Raw genomic sequence first — 16140 nt, forward strand, 5'->3', positions numbered from 1 at the left:
GGTCTCCTTAAACGAACAGACGGTCGGTGTTGACGAAGCCGCGCTCGTTCTCGGGACACGCCGAGCGGCAGAAATCGTCGGCCGGTACGCAGGCGTCGGTTGCATACGCGCGGTACGCGATCAGCTTGACGGGCTTCGGTTCGTATTCGGATGAAGGGTTCAGCGGATGCGGCGCGGTGGAGAACGCGACCAACGTATCCATTTCGAAGCGCAGATCGAACGCCGCGCCGGCCGGCGAATGGCCTGCTACGAAGCTGAGCGCGCCGTCCTCGCCGATCGCGAGTTTGCTGAAGAAGTTGATGTTGGCGACGAGATCGCGTGCGCCGAGGCCATGCTTCGCCAGTTCGAGCAGCAGGCTGTCGCGGCCGTTGCGGATCATCGCGTTGCGATGCTGCTGATAGCGGGCCACGCCGTATTTGCTCGCGAACAGTTGCGCGTCGCCGACGCCGCCGAGCGGATCGTGCCAGCCGAGCGTATCGGCCGTGATCGACGCCAGCACGCGCCCCATGTCCGAGTAGAGCACGTGGCCGCGCGTCAGATGCGCGGTGTGCTGCGCCTTCAGCGTATCGGCCATGTTGTAGCGTTCGAGCGGTTCGTCGTGCCGGTGGAACACGGCGGCCAGATTCGCGCCGCCTTCGCTATCGACGGCGCGCAACGCCATGCCACGGCGCAGCACGCCGGACCAGTGCGTGCCGGCGGGAATCACCGTTTCCCATGCCACATGCGGGATCGGTGCGAGATCGACTGGGATTTGCGTCGACATGGAGGCTCCAGGTATCGGTTGGGAATAAGCGTGAGAGGGCGATTGACCGACATCGCGACCTCCCGGGCTTTTATCCCTCCGTGGAGCCTCGCCGGCGCCTTGAAAGAAGGTGAACGGCAAGACCGGATTGCTCTCGGACCAGGCATCGTGCGCATGAAAGCGTCCGACCGGAACCCTAGCGATCCTGAAGATGATGCAAATTACTTCGCACCTCTCGGTGTATCGCTAAGCGAGTTGTGTGCCAGTGTCCCGTCGCGATTGCGGCAAGTGCGGCGTGGCAAGGGATTGGATATGAAGGCGGCCTCGTCGCTCCGAGCGCGGGTGGATCGCTCACGCACCAGCGCCGCTGGTGAACGCGCACCACTTGAATGCGCGGAGCACCATGATTGGGCTCGATCTTCTCGTGCGGCACGCTCGGGCCGGCTTCGGGCGATGGCATGGTGTGTGCGTATCAACGCGCCACGTCCACTCCCTTCCCGACCCGACCATGCCGACGCTTGCCGCTATTCGCCGCGCACTTTACGCCCTCATGTCGGCACGTTTCATCGAATTGCAGAAACAGCAGCGCCGCTCGTAGCCCAAGCGGCGCTGTTGTCGTGACGCTGCGCATTCAGGCTCTGCCATCCGCTCCGCGCGCGTCTTGTCTCAGCCTTCAGCATCCTGCTCCGCGCTTGCATAACGCGCCTGCTGGCCGAAGCTCGCCAGCGCCTTCGATCCGTCGGGCAACACGAGTTCTCCCCGTTCGAGACGCGCCTTCAGATAGGTAAAGCTCTGTGCCGTCTGCGCGTACAGATGGTCGCCCGCCGACACGGGCGGATACTTCGCCACCGCCTCGGGTGTCGCGAACTGCGGCAGCGGTGCGACCACCGTGTGATAGTCGCAGGCGAAAAAGAGCGGGAACGAATAGCGCTCCTCCCGCACTTTGCGCACACGATGCGAAGTCGCGACATAGGTGCCGCCCGTCCACACTTCCAGCATGTCGCCGATGTTCACGACGAACGCGTTTCCGACCGGCGGCGCATCGATCCACTCGCCCCTGCCGTTCATCACTTCGAGACCGGGCGCGGTCGGCAGCAGGATCGTGAAGCACTCGTAGTCGGTATGCGCGCCGATGCCCGGCCGGTCTTCGGCTGACGGATCGAGCGGATAGTGGATCAGGCGCAACTGGCTCGGCGGCTTGCGTAGATAGCGCTCGAAGTGCTGCTCGGGCAAGCCGAGCGCGAGCGAAAAGCCACGAAACAACGCGCGGCCGAGTTCGAACGACGCTTCATAGTAGCCGCCCACCGCCTCGCGAAAACCCGGTTGTTCGGGCCAGCTATTCGAGCCGAGCATCGGTGTGCCGGCAATCACGTCGGGGTCGTCGGCGGGCAGTTCGCGGCCTGTGTCGAACGCTTCCTTCCTGTCGCGCTTGCCGCCCGCGAAGACTTCCTCGCCTTCGGGCACATAGCCGCGATGCGCGCTCGAGTTGCCGATGTAATAGCGCATCTTCCAGTCGTGCCCGGCGGCAAAGAAGCGTTTGGCCTGCTCGATCAGCGCGCCCTGCTGTCCGCGCGACACCTGATGGCCGGTGACGTAAAAGAACCCGGCCTCGCGTGCGGCGCGATCCAGTTCGCGGGCGGTGGCGAGTCGGCGGTCTATGTCGTCGCTGAAGAGGCCGCTGACATCGACGATAGGCAAGTGCTTAAAACCGGTATGGGTTGAGCTCATGAGAGAAGTGACGCCTGGGCGGCCTGCGGGTTGAAATGCGATTGCGATTGCTGCGCGCCGCGCCCGGCAAGAAACGCGGCCAGATGGCGCCGTTCCTCGCGGCCCATCCATGTATTGATCTCCCATAGATCGGCCACCGGCGCATTCGTAAACGGCAGCGTGTGCAGATAACCGTCAGGGCCGAACTCCGGTGTCATCGTCGTGACCGTGTAGCCCTGCCCGATCTGCGCGCTCCACAGCGCTTCCCAGATCCGCTGATGCGAGGCGAGGCAATCCGCGTACTCCGGCGCCGCCGGATGCGGCACCTGCGGACCTTGCGGATAGCCGACACGGCCATGCAGATGATGCGCATGCGGCGCAAGTTCGAGGATCGTGTCCCACTCGCTGTCGAGCAGCCGCTCGCAGACGGACACCCAATGGCTGAAGTCGCAGGTCAGCTTGAGCGGGGGCACGGCGCGCGCGACATCCCGCGTAATCCACGGGTTGAAGAACGAACGCCCGCGGTGCGTTTCGAAACTGCAGATCACGTCGTGCTTCGCGGCGATTTCCACCGCGCGGGTGAAGAAGTCCACTTGCGTCGCGGCAGGCCATGCGTCGCAACCGGCCATCACATTGAAGAAGCGCGGTTCGAGCGGCTTGCCCCAGACGATCTTCTGCTCCAGGTCCCGCAGATGATCGGCGGGCGTGGCCGAACGCTCCGGCACATAGCTGCCCGCCGTCGTGATCTCCGCGATGAACCCGAGGCCTTCGTCCGCGATGGCCTGCGCAAAAGCGTCGCGCGCCGCGCCGCCGGGCGGCACCGGCGCTTCGATACCGTCGAAGCCCGCGGCCCGCACCAGCGGCGCGGCATCGCGCGGACCGCCGTCGAATCCCCAGAACGTCTTGAACAATTCGAATTTCATCGCCTCTCCATTTACATGCAAAATTGCATGTAATAGTACCTATTAAATTCGCGCGTCAATAAACTATCCTTGCATGGCCGTGCAAAAATCCGGGCACGCCCGATTTGCGGCTCGATTAGCACTTAAACTGTGCAGCCCTCCTCCTCGTGGTGAATCGATGAAGAAGAAAATTGCCCGCGCCAAAGGTCAGGCTGTCGCGCGCGCCATTCTCGACATGGACTGGCAGTGGTCGGCGCATTTCGGCGATCTCGGCCTGAACGACCTGAACTACAGCGATCTGTTCTGCCGCATGTGGGTGGACCCGGAAGACTACTTCGCCAAGACGGCGCTCTACGAGTTCATGCCGGGCGTGAGCCGCCGTACCGCCGTGCGCTACGTTCAGGAGTTGATCGACCGCGGCTGGCTGCTCGAGACGAGTTCCGCCGAAGATCGCCGCATCAGGCAGGTGAGCCTCACGGCGCCGATCGGAGAGCGGCTGGAGCAGTTTCTGGCTTACGTGCATCAACGGTTCGCGGCGCTGGATTGACAGTGCGTCCGCGTCCGCATAAACCCTGGCGCGAAATCCACTGGCATATTTCTCGCTAGATAACTGGCCGAGAGGTGCGGCAGCGTCGCATCTTAGGGATGCTAGGGTTCCGGTTCGAGAGAACGTCTGGTCCGAGAGCAGCCCGGTGCGCCGACAGGTTCGATTGCTTCGCTTGCAGGTTCCACTGCGGACACGAACGGCCGGTGGCACTACACGGCGGGACAAAAGCCCGGGAGATTGGCGATAGCAATGTCTATCGTGCCTCTCCGTGGCCGGCGTTTGTCTTGTGCACATCGATCCCGTGCACATTTGTCCCGTGCAGTTTCCGCGCTTTGTCGTTCGCTTTCGCGCGGGAGCCGGTCATGTTGTTTCATCGCGCAGTCGCCGCGCGATCCAACTCAACAATCGCAATTGACCGGTCTCCTGGAGAAAACGATGAAACGCTTCGAATCCTTGCGCACGTCCCGTCTTTCCCGTCTTTCCCGTCTTTCCCGTCTTTCCCGTCTTTCCCTTACTTCGCCCGCGCGCTTCGCGTCGGCCCTTCGCGTGCGTGGCGTGCTCGCCGTGGCTGCCGCCGCGCTCACTATCGGACTGACTGCGGGCTTTACCGCGACCCCGGCCCACGCGGCCACGCCGCTCGCCATCGGCTATAGCGACTGGCCCGGCTTCGTCGCCTTCCAGATCGCGATCGAAAAAGGCTGGTTCAAGGAAGCCGGCGTGGACGTCAATTTCCAGTGGTTCGACTACTCGGCCTCGCTCGATGCGTTTTCCGCCGGCAAACTCGATGCGGTCGGCGCAACCAACGGCGACGCGCTGGTGACAGGCGCAAGCGGCGCCAAGAACGTGATGATCCTGCTGACCGACTATTCGAGCGGCAACGACATGATCGTCGCCAAACCGCCGGTGCGCACGGTGGAAGGATTGAAGGGCAAGAAGGTCGGCGTTGAAATCGGCCTCGTCGATCACCTGCTGCTCGATACGGCGCTGGAAAAACATGCGCTGAAGGAATCGGATATCACGCTCGTCAACGCAAAAACCAACGAACTGCCGCAAGTGCTGGCCTCCTCCAAAGACGTCGCAGCGGTCGGCGCCTGGCAGCCGAACGCGGGTGAAGCGCTCAAGCGCGTACCGGGCTCGCGGCCGATCTTCACGTCCGCCGACGCCCCCGGCCTGATCTACGACGCGATCACGGTGAACCCCGTCAGCCTGCAATCGCGCAGGGCCGACTGGGCCAAGGTGATCAAGGTCTGGTATCGCTGCGTGGCCTATATCAACGACCCGAAAACGCAACCGGACGCGGTCAAGATCATGTCCGCGCGGGTCGGCCTCACGCCGGCGCAGTACCTGCCCTTGCTCAAAGGCACGCACCTGCTCGACTCCACAGCGGCGAAGAAGGCCTTCACCAAGGGCGACGGACTGGACTCCGTCTACGGTTCGAGCGCGAACGCCGACAGGTTCAACGTGCGCAACGGCGTGTACAAGCAGTCGCAAAACGTGAACGCCTATATCGACCCCTCGCTCGCCAACGCGCAGTAAGCGCAGCGCGAAGCACTGCCGGCACTCACGCCGAAATAGCCCGCGGACCCGAAACTGTTATTCTTGCGTCTCTCCCGACCATCAACAGGTCGCCTGCCGCCTCCGGGCGGCAACTCCCAGGCGGCGCTTCTGCGCCCGACTTCCGAGAGACAGGAATTTGCATGTTCGGTTTTCTGCGCGGCTATTTTTCCAACGACCTGGCAATCGACCTCGGCACGTCGAACACGCTCATCTACATGCGTGGCAAGGGTATCGTGCTGGACGAACCTTCGGTGGTCTCGATTCGCCAGGAAGGCGGTCCGAACGGCAAGAAGATCATTCTGGCCGTCGGCAAGGAAGCAAAACAGATGCTCGGCAAGGTGCCGGGCAATATCGAGGCGATCCGCCCGATGAAAGACGGCGTGATCGCCGACTTCAACATTACCCAGCAGATGATCAAGCGCTTCATCCAGATGGCGCACGAGTCGCGTATGTTCGCGCCGTCGCCGCGCATCATCATCTGCGTGCCGTGCGGCTCCACCCAGGTGGAGCGCCGCGCGATCAAGGAGGCCGCGCACAGCGCGGGCGCTTCGCAGGTCTATCTGATCGAGGAGCCGATGGCCGCGGCCACCGGCGCGGGCTTGCCGGTGTCGGAAGCGACCGGCTCGATGGTGGTCGACATTGGCGGCGGCACCACCGAAGTGGGCGTGATCTCGCTCGGCGGCATCGTTTATAAAGGCTCGGTGCGCGTGGGCGGCGACAAGTTCGACGACGCGATCGTCAACTACATTCGCCGCAATTACGGCATGCTGATCGGCGAGCAAACGGCCGAAGCCATCAAGAAGGAAATCGGCTCCGCGTTTCCGGGCTCCGAGGTCAAGGAGATGGAAGTCAAGGGCCGCAATATGTCCGAAGGGATTCCGCGCAGCTTCACGGTGTCCAGCAACGAGATTCTCGAAGCGCTGACCGATCCGCTCAATCAGATCGTCTCCGCCGTGAAGATCGCGCTGGAGCAAACGCCGCCGGAACTGGGCGCGGACATTGCCGAGCGCGGCATCATGCTGGCGGGCGGCGGCGCGCTGCTGCGCGATCTGGACCGCCTGCTCGCCGAAGAAACGGGCTTGCCGGTGTTCGTCGCCGAAGCGCCGCTGACTTGCGTGGTGCGCGGCTCGGGCATGGCGCTCGAACGGATCGACAAATTCGGCGGCGCGTTCTCTTACGAATGAGCCTCGCGCGCCTGCGGACGCTCGAACCACTCAAGCTGCTCAAGCCGCCCAAGCCACTCAACCCGCTCAGGACACGAACGGCAGCTTGCTGTCGCGCGCCGCGGCAAGCATGGACAGTGTGATCTTGCGCACTTCCAGCTTGCTCTGCGTGACATGCGCGCGCAGCAGGATGATCGCTTCGGTCAAACGGTTGCGTTCGATCAGATTGAGCATGGTGGCATGCTCGTCGTACGTGGCGCTGGTGCGGTGCGGTTTCAGAAAATCGAGCCGCCGCACAATGCGGATGCGCTCGGCCACTTCGTTATGCACGCGCAGCATTTCCGCGTTGCCGGTGGCGGCAACCAGTTGGCGGTGAAAATTTTCGTCCATGCCGAACATTTTCACCGGGTCGCTCTCGCGCAATTCGGGCTCGACGCACCAGACCGCCTTCAATGCCTCCACGGCGGCGTGAGCGCTATCGCCGCCCGTGCCTATCCGCTCCACCGCCGCGACTTCCAGCACGATGCGCAAATCGTAGAGCTGATCGAGTTGATCGAAGTTGATCGGCGAGACTTTCCAGCCGCGCCGGAAGCCGACTTCCAGATAGCCCTCGCGTTGCAGCCGGAACAGGCCGTCGCGCATTGGCGTGCGCGACACGCCGTAGTGCTGCGCAATGCCGTTCTCCGAAAAACGGTCGCCGGGAAAGAGGCGAAAGCTGAAGATATCGTTCTTGAGCTGCTGATAGACCTGCTCGGCAAGCGGGTTGGCCGCGGCAGGCTGCGCGGGCGCATCCTGCACGCCTGAAGCAGCGGGCGTCTCCAGCAGGTTGGTCGGGTCGTCGTTCATGTTGCCTGGTCCTTTGTTCTTATTATCGGCGTTTCACGGCATGGCGATGAGACTGACATGCGCGGCGACGATTTTCCAGCCATCGGCGGGACTGAGCCTCGCCCATGTTTGCATCTGACGGCCGAGCAAGGGCGTGGCGTCGCTCGTGAATTCGGTGCTGACCGTGGCGAAGTCCGTGCCGAAGGTCGTCACCACGGTTCGATGCAGCTTGCGCGACTTCGGCACCGGCTCGCAGCGCTCGCGCCATGCACGGATCGCTTCGCCGCCGTGCTGCACTTCAGCGATACCGTAGCGCACCGTTTCCGGCGTGTGCCAGAAAAGCGCGTTCATCGCCTCGATGTCGTTCTCCACCAGCGCCCGTTCGTATTCGACGAACGCCGCCTGCACCTGTGCCACGATGTCGGGTTGATTCACTTCCATGCTGGGATCGTCCCGTCGATTTTCAATAGTGAAGACAAAGGTGCGGTCCAGCCGACAATGCCGCCTTGCGAGCGCACCATGTCGAGCGTTGCCTGTTTGAACGCGGGGAAATAGCTCGCCGTGGCGTCTTCGATCAGCAGGCTGTCATAACCACGGTCGTTGGCCTCGCGCATCGACGTTTGCACGCACACCTCGGTGGTCACGCCGGCAAACACCAGATGCGTGATGCCGCGCATCGCCAGTTCCTCGCCGAGCCGGGTCGCGTAGAACGCGCCCTTGCCGGGTTTGTCGATTACCAGTTCGCCGGCCAGCGGCGCAAGCGGCTCGATGATCGCATTGCCGGGTTCGCCGCGAACGAGAATGCGGCCCATCGGCCCCGCGTCGCCGATCCGCGCGTTCGGCGCGCCGCGCAGACGTTTGGCCGGCGGGCAGTCGGACAGATCCGCCGCATGCGATTCACGCGTATGCACGACGAGCCATTGGTGTTGGCGCGCGAACGCAAGCAGCGCGGCCACGGTCGGCACGATCTCGGCGAGCAGCGAGACGTCGTTGCCGAGCGACTCGCCGAAGCCGCCCGGTTCGATGAAGTCGCGCTGCATGTCGATCACGACCAGCGCGGTTTTTGCGGGGTCGAAGCTGAACGGTCCGGGTTGGGCGTCGATGGTCAGCAAATGGGTCGATGTCATCCGATGGTTTCCCTCAGTTTTTCGGCCGGTGCGGCGTGTGGCGCGGCGGTGTCGCCGTGTCCGGCCATATGCTGGCCGAGCACGGTGCGATCCGCGCGCGCCGCCGGTGTTTCGAACACCAGCTCGCCCTCGGCGATCACCATGATACGGTCCGCCAGTTCGAGCAGTTCGTCGAGGTCTTCGCTCACCAGCAGCACGGCCGCGCCGGCATCGCGCGCGGCCATCAGACGCGCATGGATATCGGCCACCGACGCGAAGTCGAGCCCGAACACCGGATTCGCGACGATCAGCACATCCACCGGCTGCCCGAGTTCGCGCGCCAGCACCGCGCGTTGCACGTTGCCGCCCGAGAGCGTGCCGATCGCACGTTCCGGCACGGGCGGGCGCACGTTGAATTCGCCGATCAACTGCGCGGCGCGCTCGCGCATGGCGCGGCGATCGAGCCACCAGCCGCCGCGCCGCAACGGCTCGCGATCGAAGTCGCGCAGCGCGAGATTCTGCGCGACGCTCATGGCGCCGACGCAGGCGTTCTTCAGCGGCTCTTCGGGGATCGCGAAGACGCGCCGCTGCGTCATCTGTTCGCGCGTTGCATGGTACGGCTTGCCGGCCACCTGCATGTCGCCGGTCTTCACACGGCGCTGGCCGACCAGCGCTTCCACCAGTTCCTTCTGACCGTTGCCGGAGACGCCCGCGAGTCCGAGAATTTCGCCCGCGCGCACGGACAGCGTTGCGTGCTTCACGGCCGTGTGGCCGCGATCGTCTTCCACGGACACATCGCGCAGCGCGAGGCGCACCTGGGCGGATTCGTCGACCGGCTTGCGCTGCACGCGCGCTTCGGTCACTGCCGCCATGACAGGCGCGTCGCCGGTGGCCACGGTGCCCATCATCCAGGCGGCGAGTTCGTCGCGCGTGGTGTTCGCAACCGCGCTCGTGCCGACCTGGCGCCCCTTGCGCAATACCGTGACGTCGTCCGCGTAGGCCATCACTTCGCGGAACTTGTGCGTGATCATCAGCACGGTCAGCTCGCCGCGCGTGGTCAGATCGCGCATCAGGCCGAGCACTTCGTCGGCTTCCTGCGGTGTCAGCACGGAAGTCGGTTCGTCGAGGATCAGGAAGCGCTGCTGTAGATAGAGCTGCTTGAGGATTTCGAGCTTCTGCTTTTCACCGGCGGCAAGTCCCGCGACCGGCGCGTCGAGCGGCAAGCGAAACGGCATGCGCTGCATGAACGCGGCGAGCGCGGCGCGCTCCGCTTTCCAGTCGATTTTCCACGGCATTTGTCCACGCGCGAGCAGCAGGTTCTCTTCGACGGACAGGCCCGCGGCCAGCGTGAAATGCTGATACACCATGCCGATGCCGAGCGCCTGCGCGTCACGCGGCGAATGGATGTGCACTTCGCGGCCGTCGGCGGCGATCTGGCCGTCGTCGAGCACGCCGTAGCCGACCAGTCCCTTCACGAGCGTGCTCTTGCCCGCGCCGTTCTCGCCGAGCAGCGCGTGGATCGTGCCGGCCTTGACCTTGATCGAAACGCCGTCCAGCGCGCGAAATGCGCCGAACGATTTGCTCGCGTTCAGCACTTCCACACCGAGCGCCTGCCGTACCGTCGTCGACATGATCATCCCCCCAGCGTGTGCAGCAAGGCGCCGGAGTCCGACACCGTGCCGAACACGCCGCCTTGCATCGTGATCATGTGCAATGCGGCGTCGTGATTGCCTTTGTCGGTCGCGCCGCAGCAGTCGGCGAGCACCGTGCATTCGAAACCGCGGTCGTTGGCTTCGCGCATGGTGGTGTGCACGCAGACATCGGTCGTGATGCCGGTCAGAATCAGATTCTCGATGCCGCGCGTGCGCAGGATCAGTTCGAGATCCGTCGCGCAGAACGAGCCTTTGCCGGGCTTGTCGATCACGATCTCGCCCGCGAGCGGCTTCAGTTCGTCGATGATCTCCCAGCCCGCCTCGCCGCGCACGAGGATCCTGCCGCACGGGCCGTCGTCGCCGATGCCCACGCCGTCGGTGCCGGCACGGCGGCTGCGCCAGCGCTTGTTGGCGGGCAGATCGGAGAGATCGGGCCGGTGGCCTTCACGCGTGTGGATGATCGTGAAGCCCTGCTCGCGCATGGCCTTCAGCACGCGTTTGATCGGCTCGATCGGCGCACGCGTGAGCGAAAGGTCGTAGCCCATCTTGTCGACGTAGCCGCCGTGGCCGCAAAAATCCGTCTGCATGTCGATGATCACGAGCGCGGTGTTTTCCGGGCGCAGGTTGCCGTCGTAGGGCCACGGGTACGGTTTGGCTTCGATGAATCGGGTCATGGTCTGGGTATCCTGGGTTAGGTTCGTCGGGTGCGTCGGAGTCGGCAAGCTCCGCGAATGCGCGAGCGCGTCAGCATGTCAGCGCGTCAGGCTCAGCTCGCCGGGCGCGCCCGCCAGCGTGCGATCCGGACGGCAATTGATGATCATGATCACGAGCGTCAGCACATACGGCGCGGCGTTGTACAGGTAATAGCCGCTCGTCACGCCGATTGCCTGCAACGCCGGCCCGAGCGCGCCCGCCGCGCCGAACAGCAGCGCGGCCCACAAACAGCGCAATGGCTGCCAGCGCGCGAAGATCACCAGCGCGACCGCCATCAGCCCCTGGCCGCTGGAGAGCCCTTCGTTCCAGCTACCGGGATAAACCAGCGACAGATACGCACCGCCGACGCCCGCGAACACGCCGCCCACCGCCGTCGCGGCAATCCGCACGCGGGTCAGCGGATAGCCCATCGCGCGCGCCGTTTCCGCGTGGTCGCCGACGAGCCGCAGCACCATGCCCCAGCGCGTATTGCGCAAGCCCCATTGCAGAACGAAGGCGAGCACCACGCCGATCACGAACAGCAGGTTCAGATGCAGCGCGTTATGCAGTTGCGGCGATGAACTCCACCCGCCGAGGTCGATGAACGGCAGCATCGGCGCCTGCGGTTCGATAAAGGGTTTGCCGAGATAGAACGCGAGGCCGGTGCCGAGCAGCATCAACGCGATGCCGAAAGCGATATCCGACACGCGCGGCAACGAGCACACCAGACCGTGCAGACAGCCGAGCAGCAGGCCGACCGCGCCGGCGGCCAGCACGCCGATCCACGGCGAGCCGCTCAGAAAGGCGCCGGCATAGCCGCTCATCGCGCCGGACACGAGAATGCCCTCCAGCCCGAGATTGACGCGGCCGCCCTTCTCGGTCAGACACTCGCCGAGACTCACGAACAGATAAGGCGTGCTGACGCGAATCGCCCCGGCGAACAGCGACAGCAACAGGATCACGATGGGCGAGTGCATATCAGGCATGGGTCTGCTCCAGTTGCACGGGAAGATCGGTCTGCGCGGCGGCCTGCAGCTTCACGCGCCACGCGGCGATGCGGCCGCCGAGCGCTTCCCACGCGAGCAGGTTGGCGAACAGCAGCCCTTGCAGAACGAGCGTGGTGGCGTCGGGCAGATCGAGGCGGCGTTGCAGCAGACTGCCGCTCGCCTCGATGCCGCCGATCATCAGCGCGCACGCAATGATCGCGAGCGGATTCTGGCGCGCCGCGAACGCGACGAGAATGCCCGCGTAACCGTAGCCCGCGAGCAGCGACGCATTCGCGCTGCCCTGCACCGCCGCGACTTCGAACATGCCGCCCAGACCCGCCGCCGCGCCGCCCAGCACACAGGCCGTGAGCGCAAGCACATTGACCGGCAAGCCGACCAGTCGCGCCGCGCGATTACTGCCGCCCACCACGCGCATCGCGAAGCCCTTGGTGCTGAACTTCACGAACACCCACGCCGCGACGCAGGCGACGACGCCCCAGAACAGGCCCCAATGCGTATCGAGTCCGGGGATCGAGCCGATCATCATCGCGTCGGGCACGGGCAGCGTCGACGGTTTGTTCAGGCTCGCGGGGTCGCGCAGCGGCCCTTCCACCAGATGCTTGAACACGGCAATCGCGATATACGACATCAACAGGCTGCTGATGGTCTCGTTGACGCCGCGCCACTGCCGCAACGCACCGACCGCGCCGATCCAGACGCCGCCCGCCAGCATGCCGGCGAGCGCCATCAGCGGCGTGGCGATGAGCCAGGGCGTGTTATGCGGCAGCATCTGCGGAACGATGGCGGCGCACATGCCGCCCAGCGCGAGCGCGCCCTCGCCGCCGATCACGATCAGCCCGACCTGCGCGGGCAACGCCACGCACAACGCGGTCAGCATCAACGGCGCGGCGCGCAGCAGCGTGCTTTGCCACGCGAACGAGGAGCCGAACGCGCCTTGGAAAATCAGCACGATCGCGTCGAGCGCGGGCTGTCCCTGCACCAGCAGGAAAAGCGAGAACAGCAGCAAGGTGCCGAGCACCGCCAGCACGGTCGGCAGCGCGGGCAGGAACGAGAGCATCACTCTCGCAACAGAGGCATTGGGGCGCATCACGGCTCCTCGATCGACGACCAACATCGTCACGCAAACACCGCCGTCGTCAGATCTGGCCGACGACGCCCGCGACCAGATAGTTCATGCTTTCGAGCGTGTAGTCGGTCTGAGCGTGACTCGCGCCCGAGGCGATCGCCATGCCGCCCTTGTTGTCCTTCATCGGGCCTTTGAAGATCACGAAGTTGCCGGCCACCATGCTGGTCTTGATCGAGTCGGCGTTCTGTTTCGCCGCGGCCGTGACTTTCGCGCCGTACGGCGACATCTTCACGAAGCCCTCTTTCAGACCGCCGCGCAAAACATTGGGCTGCGGCGTGCCGGCTTGCGCGCCCGTCACCAACTGCTTGTACGGCGTGGCCCAGTCCCACTCGGCGCCGGTCAGATAACCCTTGGGCGCGAGCGCGGCCTGGCTCGCGTGGTAGCCACAGCTCATCGCGCCGCGTTTTTCCGCGGTCTCGACCACGACCTTCGGACCGTCGACGTGACAGGTCAGCACGTCGCAACCCTGATCGACGAGGCTGTTGGTGGCTTCGGCTTCCTTCACCGGCATCGACCAGTCGCCTGTGAAAATCACCTGGGTGGTGATCGACGGATCGACCGACTGCGCGCCGAGCGTGAACGAATTGATATTGCGCAGCACCTGCGGAATCGGCTTGGCCGCGACGAAGCCGAGCTTCTTGCTCTTCGTCATATGGCCGGCCACCACGCCGTTCAGGTACTGGCATTCGTCGATATAACCGAAGTAGCTGGTGATGTTCGACGGGTTGCCCTGCTTCCACAAACCGCCGCAATGCGCGAAGCGCACCTTCGGATACTTCGCCGCCATCTTCAGCACGTGCGGATCGAAGTAGCCAAACGAGGTCGCGAAGATGAGCGTGGCGCCGTCCTGTTCGATCATCGCTTCCATCGTCTTCTGCACGGCGATGGTCTCGGGCACGTTCTCTTCTTCTACCACCTTCACGTCGGGCATCTTCCTGATCACCGCGGCGGCTTGCGCCTGCGCCTGGTTGTAGCCGTAGTCGCCACGCGCGCCGACGTAGATCACGCCGACGGTGGTCTTCGGCGCGGCGAACACCGACTGGATGGGCAGAATATTGCCGAGCGTCAGCAGACTGGCGCTCTTGATGAAATTGCGGCGGCTTGTCATGGTGTCCAATTCCTGATGGAGGGTTAAAGAGCGTTGGCCTGCGGGTTGGCTTGGGGGTTTGCCTTCAGGCTGGCGAGATACGCGAGCCAGCCGCCGAACGACGTGATATCGAGCGCGCCGCTGTCGTCGCTGACGGCCGACGGCTCGCAGATGAAGCCCTTCACGCTGTGGCCGGAGGCGAGTTCCAACGTGCCGATGCCGAGCGGCGCGGGCACGTCGGCGACGAATTTGCCGAAGCTGCGCAGCGGCACTTCCCACAGTTCGATCGCGATCGGCCGGCCTTGCTGCTGCGTGGCGCGCACGAGGCCGGGTTTCGGCGGCTGGGTGTTGGCGAGCGCGTAGAGCTTGTAGCCGGGCGCGGTGTGCGTGGCTTCGACGAAACGCGCGCCCGCTTCCTGGAGTTGCCAGTTCAACGGCTGTCCGCGCAGATGCGCGCCGACTACCGCGAGGGTGAGGGTCGGTTCCTGGAACGGCAGCGGCTGGATGAGTGCGGCGGCCGATGCGGCTGCGGCGCTGGCGTTCGCTGCTTCGCTGGTATTGCCGGCACGCGCGGCCTCCGTCGCGTTCGCGAACAGCGCCTGAATCCGCGCGCCGAGTTCAGCGAGGCGCCGGTCCGCGCCGCTCGGCGCGATCAGCGTGACGCCTGCGGGCAAGCCGTCGCTGCGCCGCTGACACGGCACGGCCAGCGCGCACAGGTCGAGCAGGTTGACGAAGTTGGTGTAGTAGCCGAGCTGACTGTTCAACTCGACCGGATTGGCCTTCACGTCGGCGATCAACGGATGCGTTGGCGTGGTGGGCACGATCAGGATGTCGATCGTTTCGAACAGCGCTTCGGCGTGGCGCTTCAGATCGGCCAGCGCGTACTGGCCGTTGAAGGCATCGGCGGCGTTGAACTGCTCGGCTTTGCCGATCACTTTGGCCACGACCGGATCGATGGCTTCGTGATGGGTTTCGAAAAACGTGCCGAGCGCCGCGCGCCGTTCAGCGACCCACGGGCCGTCGTAGAGCAGAGCCGAGACGGCTTGGAGCGGCTCGAAGTCGATTGGTTGTGTGCTCAGATGCAGGTGCGTGGTGAGCGTGTCGAGTGCCGATGAAAACGCCTGGCTCGCCGCCGTGTCGCCGTAAAACTCCAGTTGCTCCGGCACGCCGACGCGGGGCGCCGCACGCAGCAGACCCAGCGCCGGCACCTTGCGCGAGTAACCGTCCAGCGAATCGAAGCAGGCGATTTCACTGAGCACACGCCATGCGTCGTCCACGTCGTGCGCGAAAACGGAGATCGTGTCGAGGCTTCGGCACGCGGGCACCACACCACGTTTGCTGACCAGTCCCAGCGACGGCTTCAATCCGACGAGCCCGTTGAACCCCGCCGGCACGCGGCCCGAACCGGCCGTGTCGGTGCCGAGCGAAAACGCCACGCAACCCGCCGCGACCGCCACGGCCGAGCCTGAACTCGAACCGCCCGAGACGTACAGCGGCGACCCGGCATGCCGCACCGCGCCATACGGCGAGCGCGTGCCGACGAGGCCGGTGGCGAACTGGTCGAGATTGGTCTTGCCGAGCAGAATCGCGCCGGCATCGACAAGCCGCTGCACGGCGAACGCAGACGCGTCCGGCGTATAGGCGAACGGCTCGCAAGCGGCCGTGGTCGGCAAGCCGGCGACGTCGATATTGTCCTTGACGGCGAACGGCACGCCGAACAGCGGCATCTGCTCGAACACGGCACTGCCCTGGGCTTCGTATAGCGCTTCGAGCGCTTTTGCGCGGGCACGCAGGTCGGCTGCCGGCACGCGCAGAATCCAGACTTCGGGCCGGTCGATGGCGTCGATCCGCGCCAACGCCGCCGTCACGGCTTCAGTCGGCGTGAGGCGGCCCGCAGCATAGGCCGCGAGCAGACCTTTGACCGTCATGGGTGAAGAAATAGGCACCTGTTTTTCCTTGAGTGCAATCTTGAATACAAGTTTGGACTCAAATTAGCAGGAGCTATGCCAACGCGCCATCGTGGTCG

15 protein-coding genes and 2 riboswitches are annotated in these 16140 nt (G+C 64.7%); of the genes, 3 read left to right on the top strand and 12 right to left on the bottom strand.

Going from position 1 to position 16140, the window contains the following annotated elements:
* Positions 1 to 7: 7 nt before the first annotated feature.
* From BXE_RS30155 to BXE_RS30165, 3 genes are all read right to left on the bottom strand, one after another.
* Entirely contained in the window at positions 8 to 763 is a 756-nt protein-coding gene (locus tag BXE_RS30155) for an urea amidolyase associated protein UAAP1 (protein ID WP_011491906.1), read from the bottom strand.
* A 57-nt stretch (positions 764 to 820) separates the two neighbouring features.
* A riboswitch (guanidine-I (ykkC/yxkD leader) is annotated at positions 821 to 953 on the bottom strand.
* 455 nt (positions 954 to 1408) lie between these two features.
* Complete coding sequence (locus BXE_RS30160) at positions 1409 to 2470, bottom strand: isopenicillin N synthase family dioxygenase (RefSeq protein ID WP_011491908.1); 1062 nt, start codon at positions 2468 to 2470, stop codon at positions 1409 to 1411.
* Positions 2467 to 3372, bottom strand: a complete 906-nt coding sequence (locus BXE_RS30165; protein ID WP_011491909.1) for a sugar phosphate isomerase/epimerase family protein — start codon at positions 3370 to 3372, stop codon at positions 2467 to 2469. The genes BXE_RS30160 and BXE_RS30165 overlap by 4 nt, the downstream gene beginning before the upstream one ends.
* A 157-nt stretch (positions 3373 to 3529) precedes the next feature.
* Here BXE_RS30165 and BXE_RS30170 point away from each other — a divergent pair, with 157 nt between their 5' ends.
* The 3 genes from BXE_RS30170 (at position 3530) to BXE_RS30180 (ending at position 6639) form a co-directional block, all read left to right on the top strand.
* Positions 3530 to 3898, top strand: a complete 369-nt coding sequence (locus BXE_RS30170) for a MarR family transcriptional regulator (RefSeq protein ID WP_011491910.1) — start codon at positions 3530 to 3532, stop codon at positions 3896 to 3898.
* Between the two features lie 90 nt (positions 3899 to 3988).
* Positions 3989 to 4136, top strand: a riboswitch (guanidine-I (ykkC/yxkD leader).
* Positions 4137 to 4333: 197 nt separating this feature from the next.
* Positions 4334 to 5434 (top strand): ABC transporter substrate-binding protein, encoded by a 1101-nt coding sequence (locus BXE_RS30175; RefSeq protein WP_040124702.1) that lies wholly within the window; start codon positions 4334 to 4336, stop codon positions 5432 to 5434.
* A 161-nt stretch (positions 5435 to 5595) separates the two neighbouring features.
* The gene (locus tag BXE_RS30180; protein ID WP_007177320.1) at positions 5596 to 6639 is read left to right on the top strand and encodes a rod shape-determining protein; all 1044 of its coding nucleotides are present in this window, start codon (positions 5596 to 5598) and stop codon (positions 6637 to 6639) included.
* Positions 6640 to 6705: 66 nt separating this feature from the next.
* On the opposite strand, the gene BXE_RS30185 is transcribed toward BXE_RS30180, so the two are convergent.
* The 9 genes from BXE_RS30185 to atzF form a co-directional block, all read right to left on the bottom strand.
* Positions 6706 to 7464 carry a GntR family transcriptional regulator gene (locus tag BXE_RS30185; RefSeq protein WP_011491912.1) on the bottom strand — a complete coding sequence of 253 codons (759 nt, stop codon included), beginning with the start codon at positions 7462 to 7464 and terminating at the stop codon, positions 6706 to 6708.
* Between the two features lie 33 nt (positions 7465 to 7497).
* Positions 7498 to 7884, bottom strand: coding sequence for an oxalurate catabolism protein HpxZ (gene hpxZ, locus BXE_RS30190; protein WP_011491913.1), 387 nt, complete (start codon positions 7882 to 7884; stop codon positions 7498 to 7500).
* Entirely contained in the window at positions 7875 to 8570 is a 696-nt protein-coding gene (locus tag BXE_RS30195) for a cysteine hydrolase family protein (RefSeq protein WP_011491914.1), read from the bottom strand. The genes hpxZ and BXE_RS30195 overlap by 10 nt, the downstream gene beginning before the upstream one ends.
* Positions 8567 to 10180: an ABC transporter ATP-binding protein gene (locus tag BXE_RS30200; RefSeq protein WP_011491915.1), complete on the bottom strand. Its 1614-nt coding sequence runs from the start codon at positions 10178 to 10180 to the stop codon at positions 8567 to 8569. The genes BXE_RS30195 and BXE_RS30200 overlap by 4 nt, the downstream gene beginning before the upstream one ends.
* A gap of 2 nt (positions 10181 to 10182) precedes the next feature.
* Complete coding sequence (locus tag BXE_RS30205) at positions 10183 to 10875, bottom strand: biuret amidohydrolase (RefSeq protein ID WP_007177325.1); 693 nt, start codon at positions 10873 to 10875, stop codon at positions 10183 to 10185.
* Between the two features lie 78 nt (positions 10876 to 10953).
* The gene (locus BXE_RS30210; RefSeq protein ID WP_011491916.1) at positions 10954 to 11880 is read right to left on the bottom strand and encodes an ABC transporter permease; all 927 of its coding nucleotides are present in this window, start codon (positions 11878 to 11880) and stop codon (positions 10954 to 10956) included.
* Positions 11873 to 12988 (bottom strand): ABC transporter permease, encoded by a 1116-nt coding sequence (locus BXE_RS30215; RefSeq protein WP_011491917.1) that lies wholly within the window; start codon positions 12986 to 12988, stop codon positions 11873 to 11875. Before BXE_RS30215 ends, BXE_RS30210 begins: the two co-directional genes overlap by 8 nt.
* Positions 12989 to 13037: 49 nt before the next feature.
* Positions 13038 to 14135: a BMP family ABC transporter substrate-binding protein gene (locus tag BXE_RS30220; RefSeq protein ID WP_011491918.1), complete on the bottom strand. Its 1098-nt coding sequence runs from the start codon at positions 14133 to 14135 to the stop codon at positions 13038 to 13040.
* A gap of 23 nt (positions 14136 to 14158) precedes the next feature.
* A complete protein-coding gene (gene atzF, locus BXE_RS30225; RefSeq protein ID WP_040124698.1) occupies positions 14159 to 16042 on the bottom strand; it encodes an allophanate hydrolase in 1884 nt (627 codons plus the stop codon).
* Positions 16043 to 16140 lie beyond the last annotated feature (98 nt).

This window comes from Paraburkholderia xenovorans LB400, assembly GCF_000013645.1.
In the GTDB taxonomy this organism is placed as follows: domain Bacteria; phylum Pseudomonadota; class Gammaproteobacteria; order Burkholderiales; family Burkholderiaceae; genus Paraburkholderia; species Paraburkholderia xenovorans.

Excerpts from the sequence above, each read along its gene's own strand:
- BXE_RS30155 (WP_011491906.1), bottom strand. The coding sequence starts at position 763 with ATGTCGACGCAAATCCCAGTCGATCTCGCACCGATCCCGCATGTGGCA.
- BXE_RS30160 (WP_011491908.1), bottom strand. The coding sequence starts at position 2,470 with ATGAGCTCAACCCATACCGGTTTTAAGCACTTGCCTATCGTCGATGTC.
- BXE_RS30165 (WP_011491909.1), bottom strand. The coding sequence starts at position 3,372 with ATGAAATTCGAATTGTTCAAGACGTTCTGGGGATTCGACGGCGGTCCG.
- BXE_RS30170 (WP_011491910.1), top strand. The coding sequence starts at position 3,530 with ATGAAGAAGAAAATTGCCCGCGCCAAAGGTCAGGCTGTCGCGCGCGCC.
- BXE_RS30175 (WP_040124702.1), top strand. The coding sequence starts at position 4,334 with ATGAAACGCTTCGAATCCTTGCGCACGTCCCGTCTTTCCCGTCTTTCC.
- BXE_RS30180 (WP_007177320.1), top strand. The coding sequence starts at position 5,596 with ATGTTCGGTTTTCTGCGCGGCTATTTTTCCAACGACCTGGCAATCGAC.
- BXE_RS30185 (WP_011491912.1), bottom strand. The coding sequence starts at position 7,464 with ATGAACGACGACCCGACCAACCTGCTGGAGACGCCCGCTGCTTCAGGC.
- hpxZ (WP_011491913.1), bottom strand. The coding sequence starts at position 7,884 with ATGGAAGTGAATCAACCCGACATCGTGGCACAGGTGCAGGCGGCGTTC.
- BXE_RS30195 (WP_011491914.1), bottom strand. The coding sequence starts at position 8,570 with ATGACATCGACCCATTTGCTGACCATCGACGCCCAACCCGGACCGTTC.
- BXE_RS30200 (WP_011491915.1), bottom strand. The coding sequence starts at position 10,180 with ATGTCGACGACGGTACGGCAGGCGCTCGGTGTGGAAGTGCTGAACGCG.
- BXE_RS30205 (WP_007177325.1), bottom strand. The coding sequence starts at position 10,875 with ATGACCCGATTCATCGAAGCCAAACCGTACCCGTGGCCCTACGACGGC.
- BXE_RS30210 (WP_011491916.1), bottom strand. The coding sequence starts at position 11,880 with ATGCCTGATATGCACTCGCCCATCGTGATCCTGTTGCTGTCGCTGTTC.
- BXE_RS30215 (WP_011491917.1), bottom strand. The coding sequence starts at position 12,988 with ATGCGCCCCAATGCCTCTGTTGCGAGAGTGATGCTCTCGTTCCTGCCC.
- BXE_RS30220 (WP_011491918.1), bottom strand. The coding sequence starts at position 14,135 with ATGACAAGCCGCCGCAATTTCATCAAGAGCGCCAGTCTGCTGACGCTC.
- atzF (WP_040124698.1), bottom strand. The coding sequence starts at position 16,042 with ATGACGGTCAAAGGTCTGCTCGCGGCCTATGCTGCGGGCCGCCTCACG.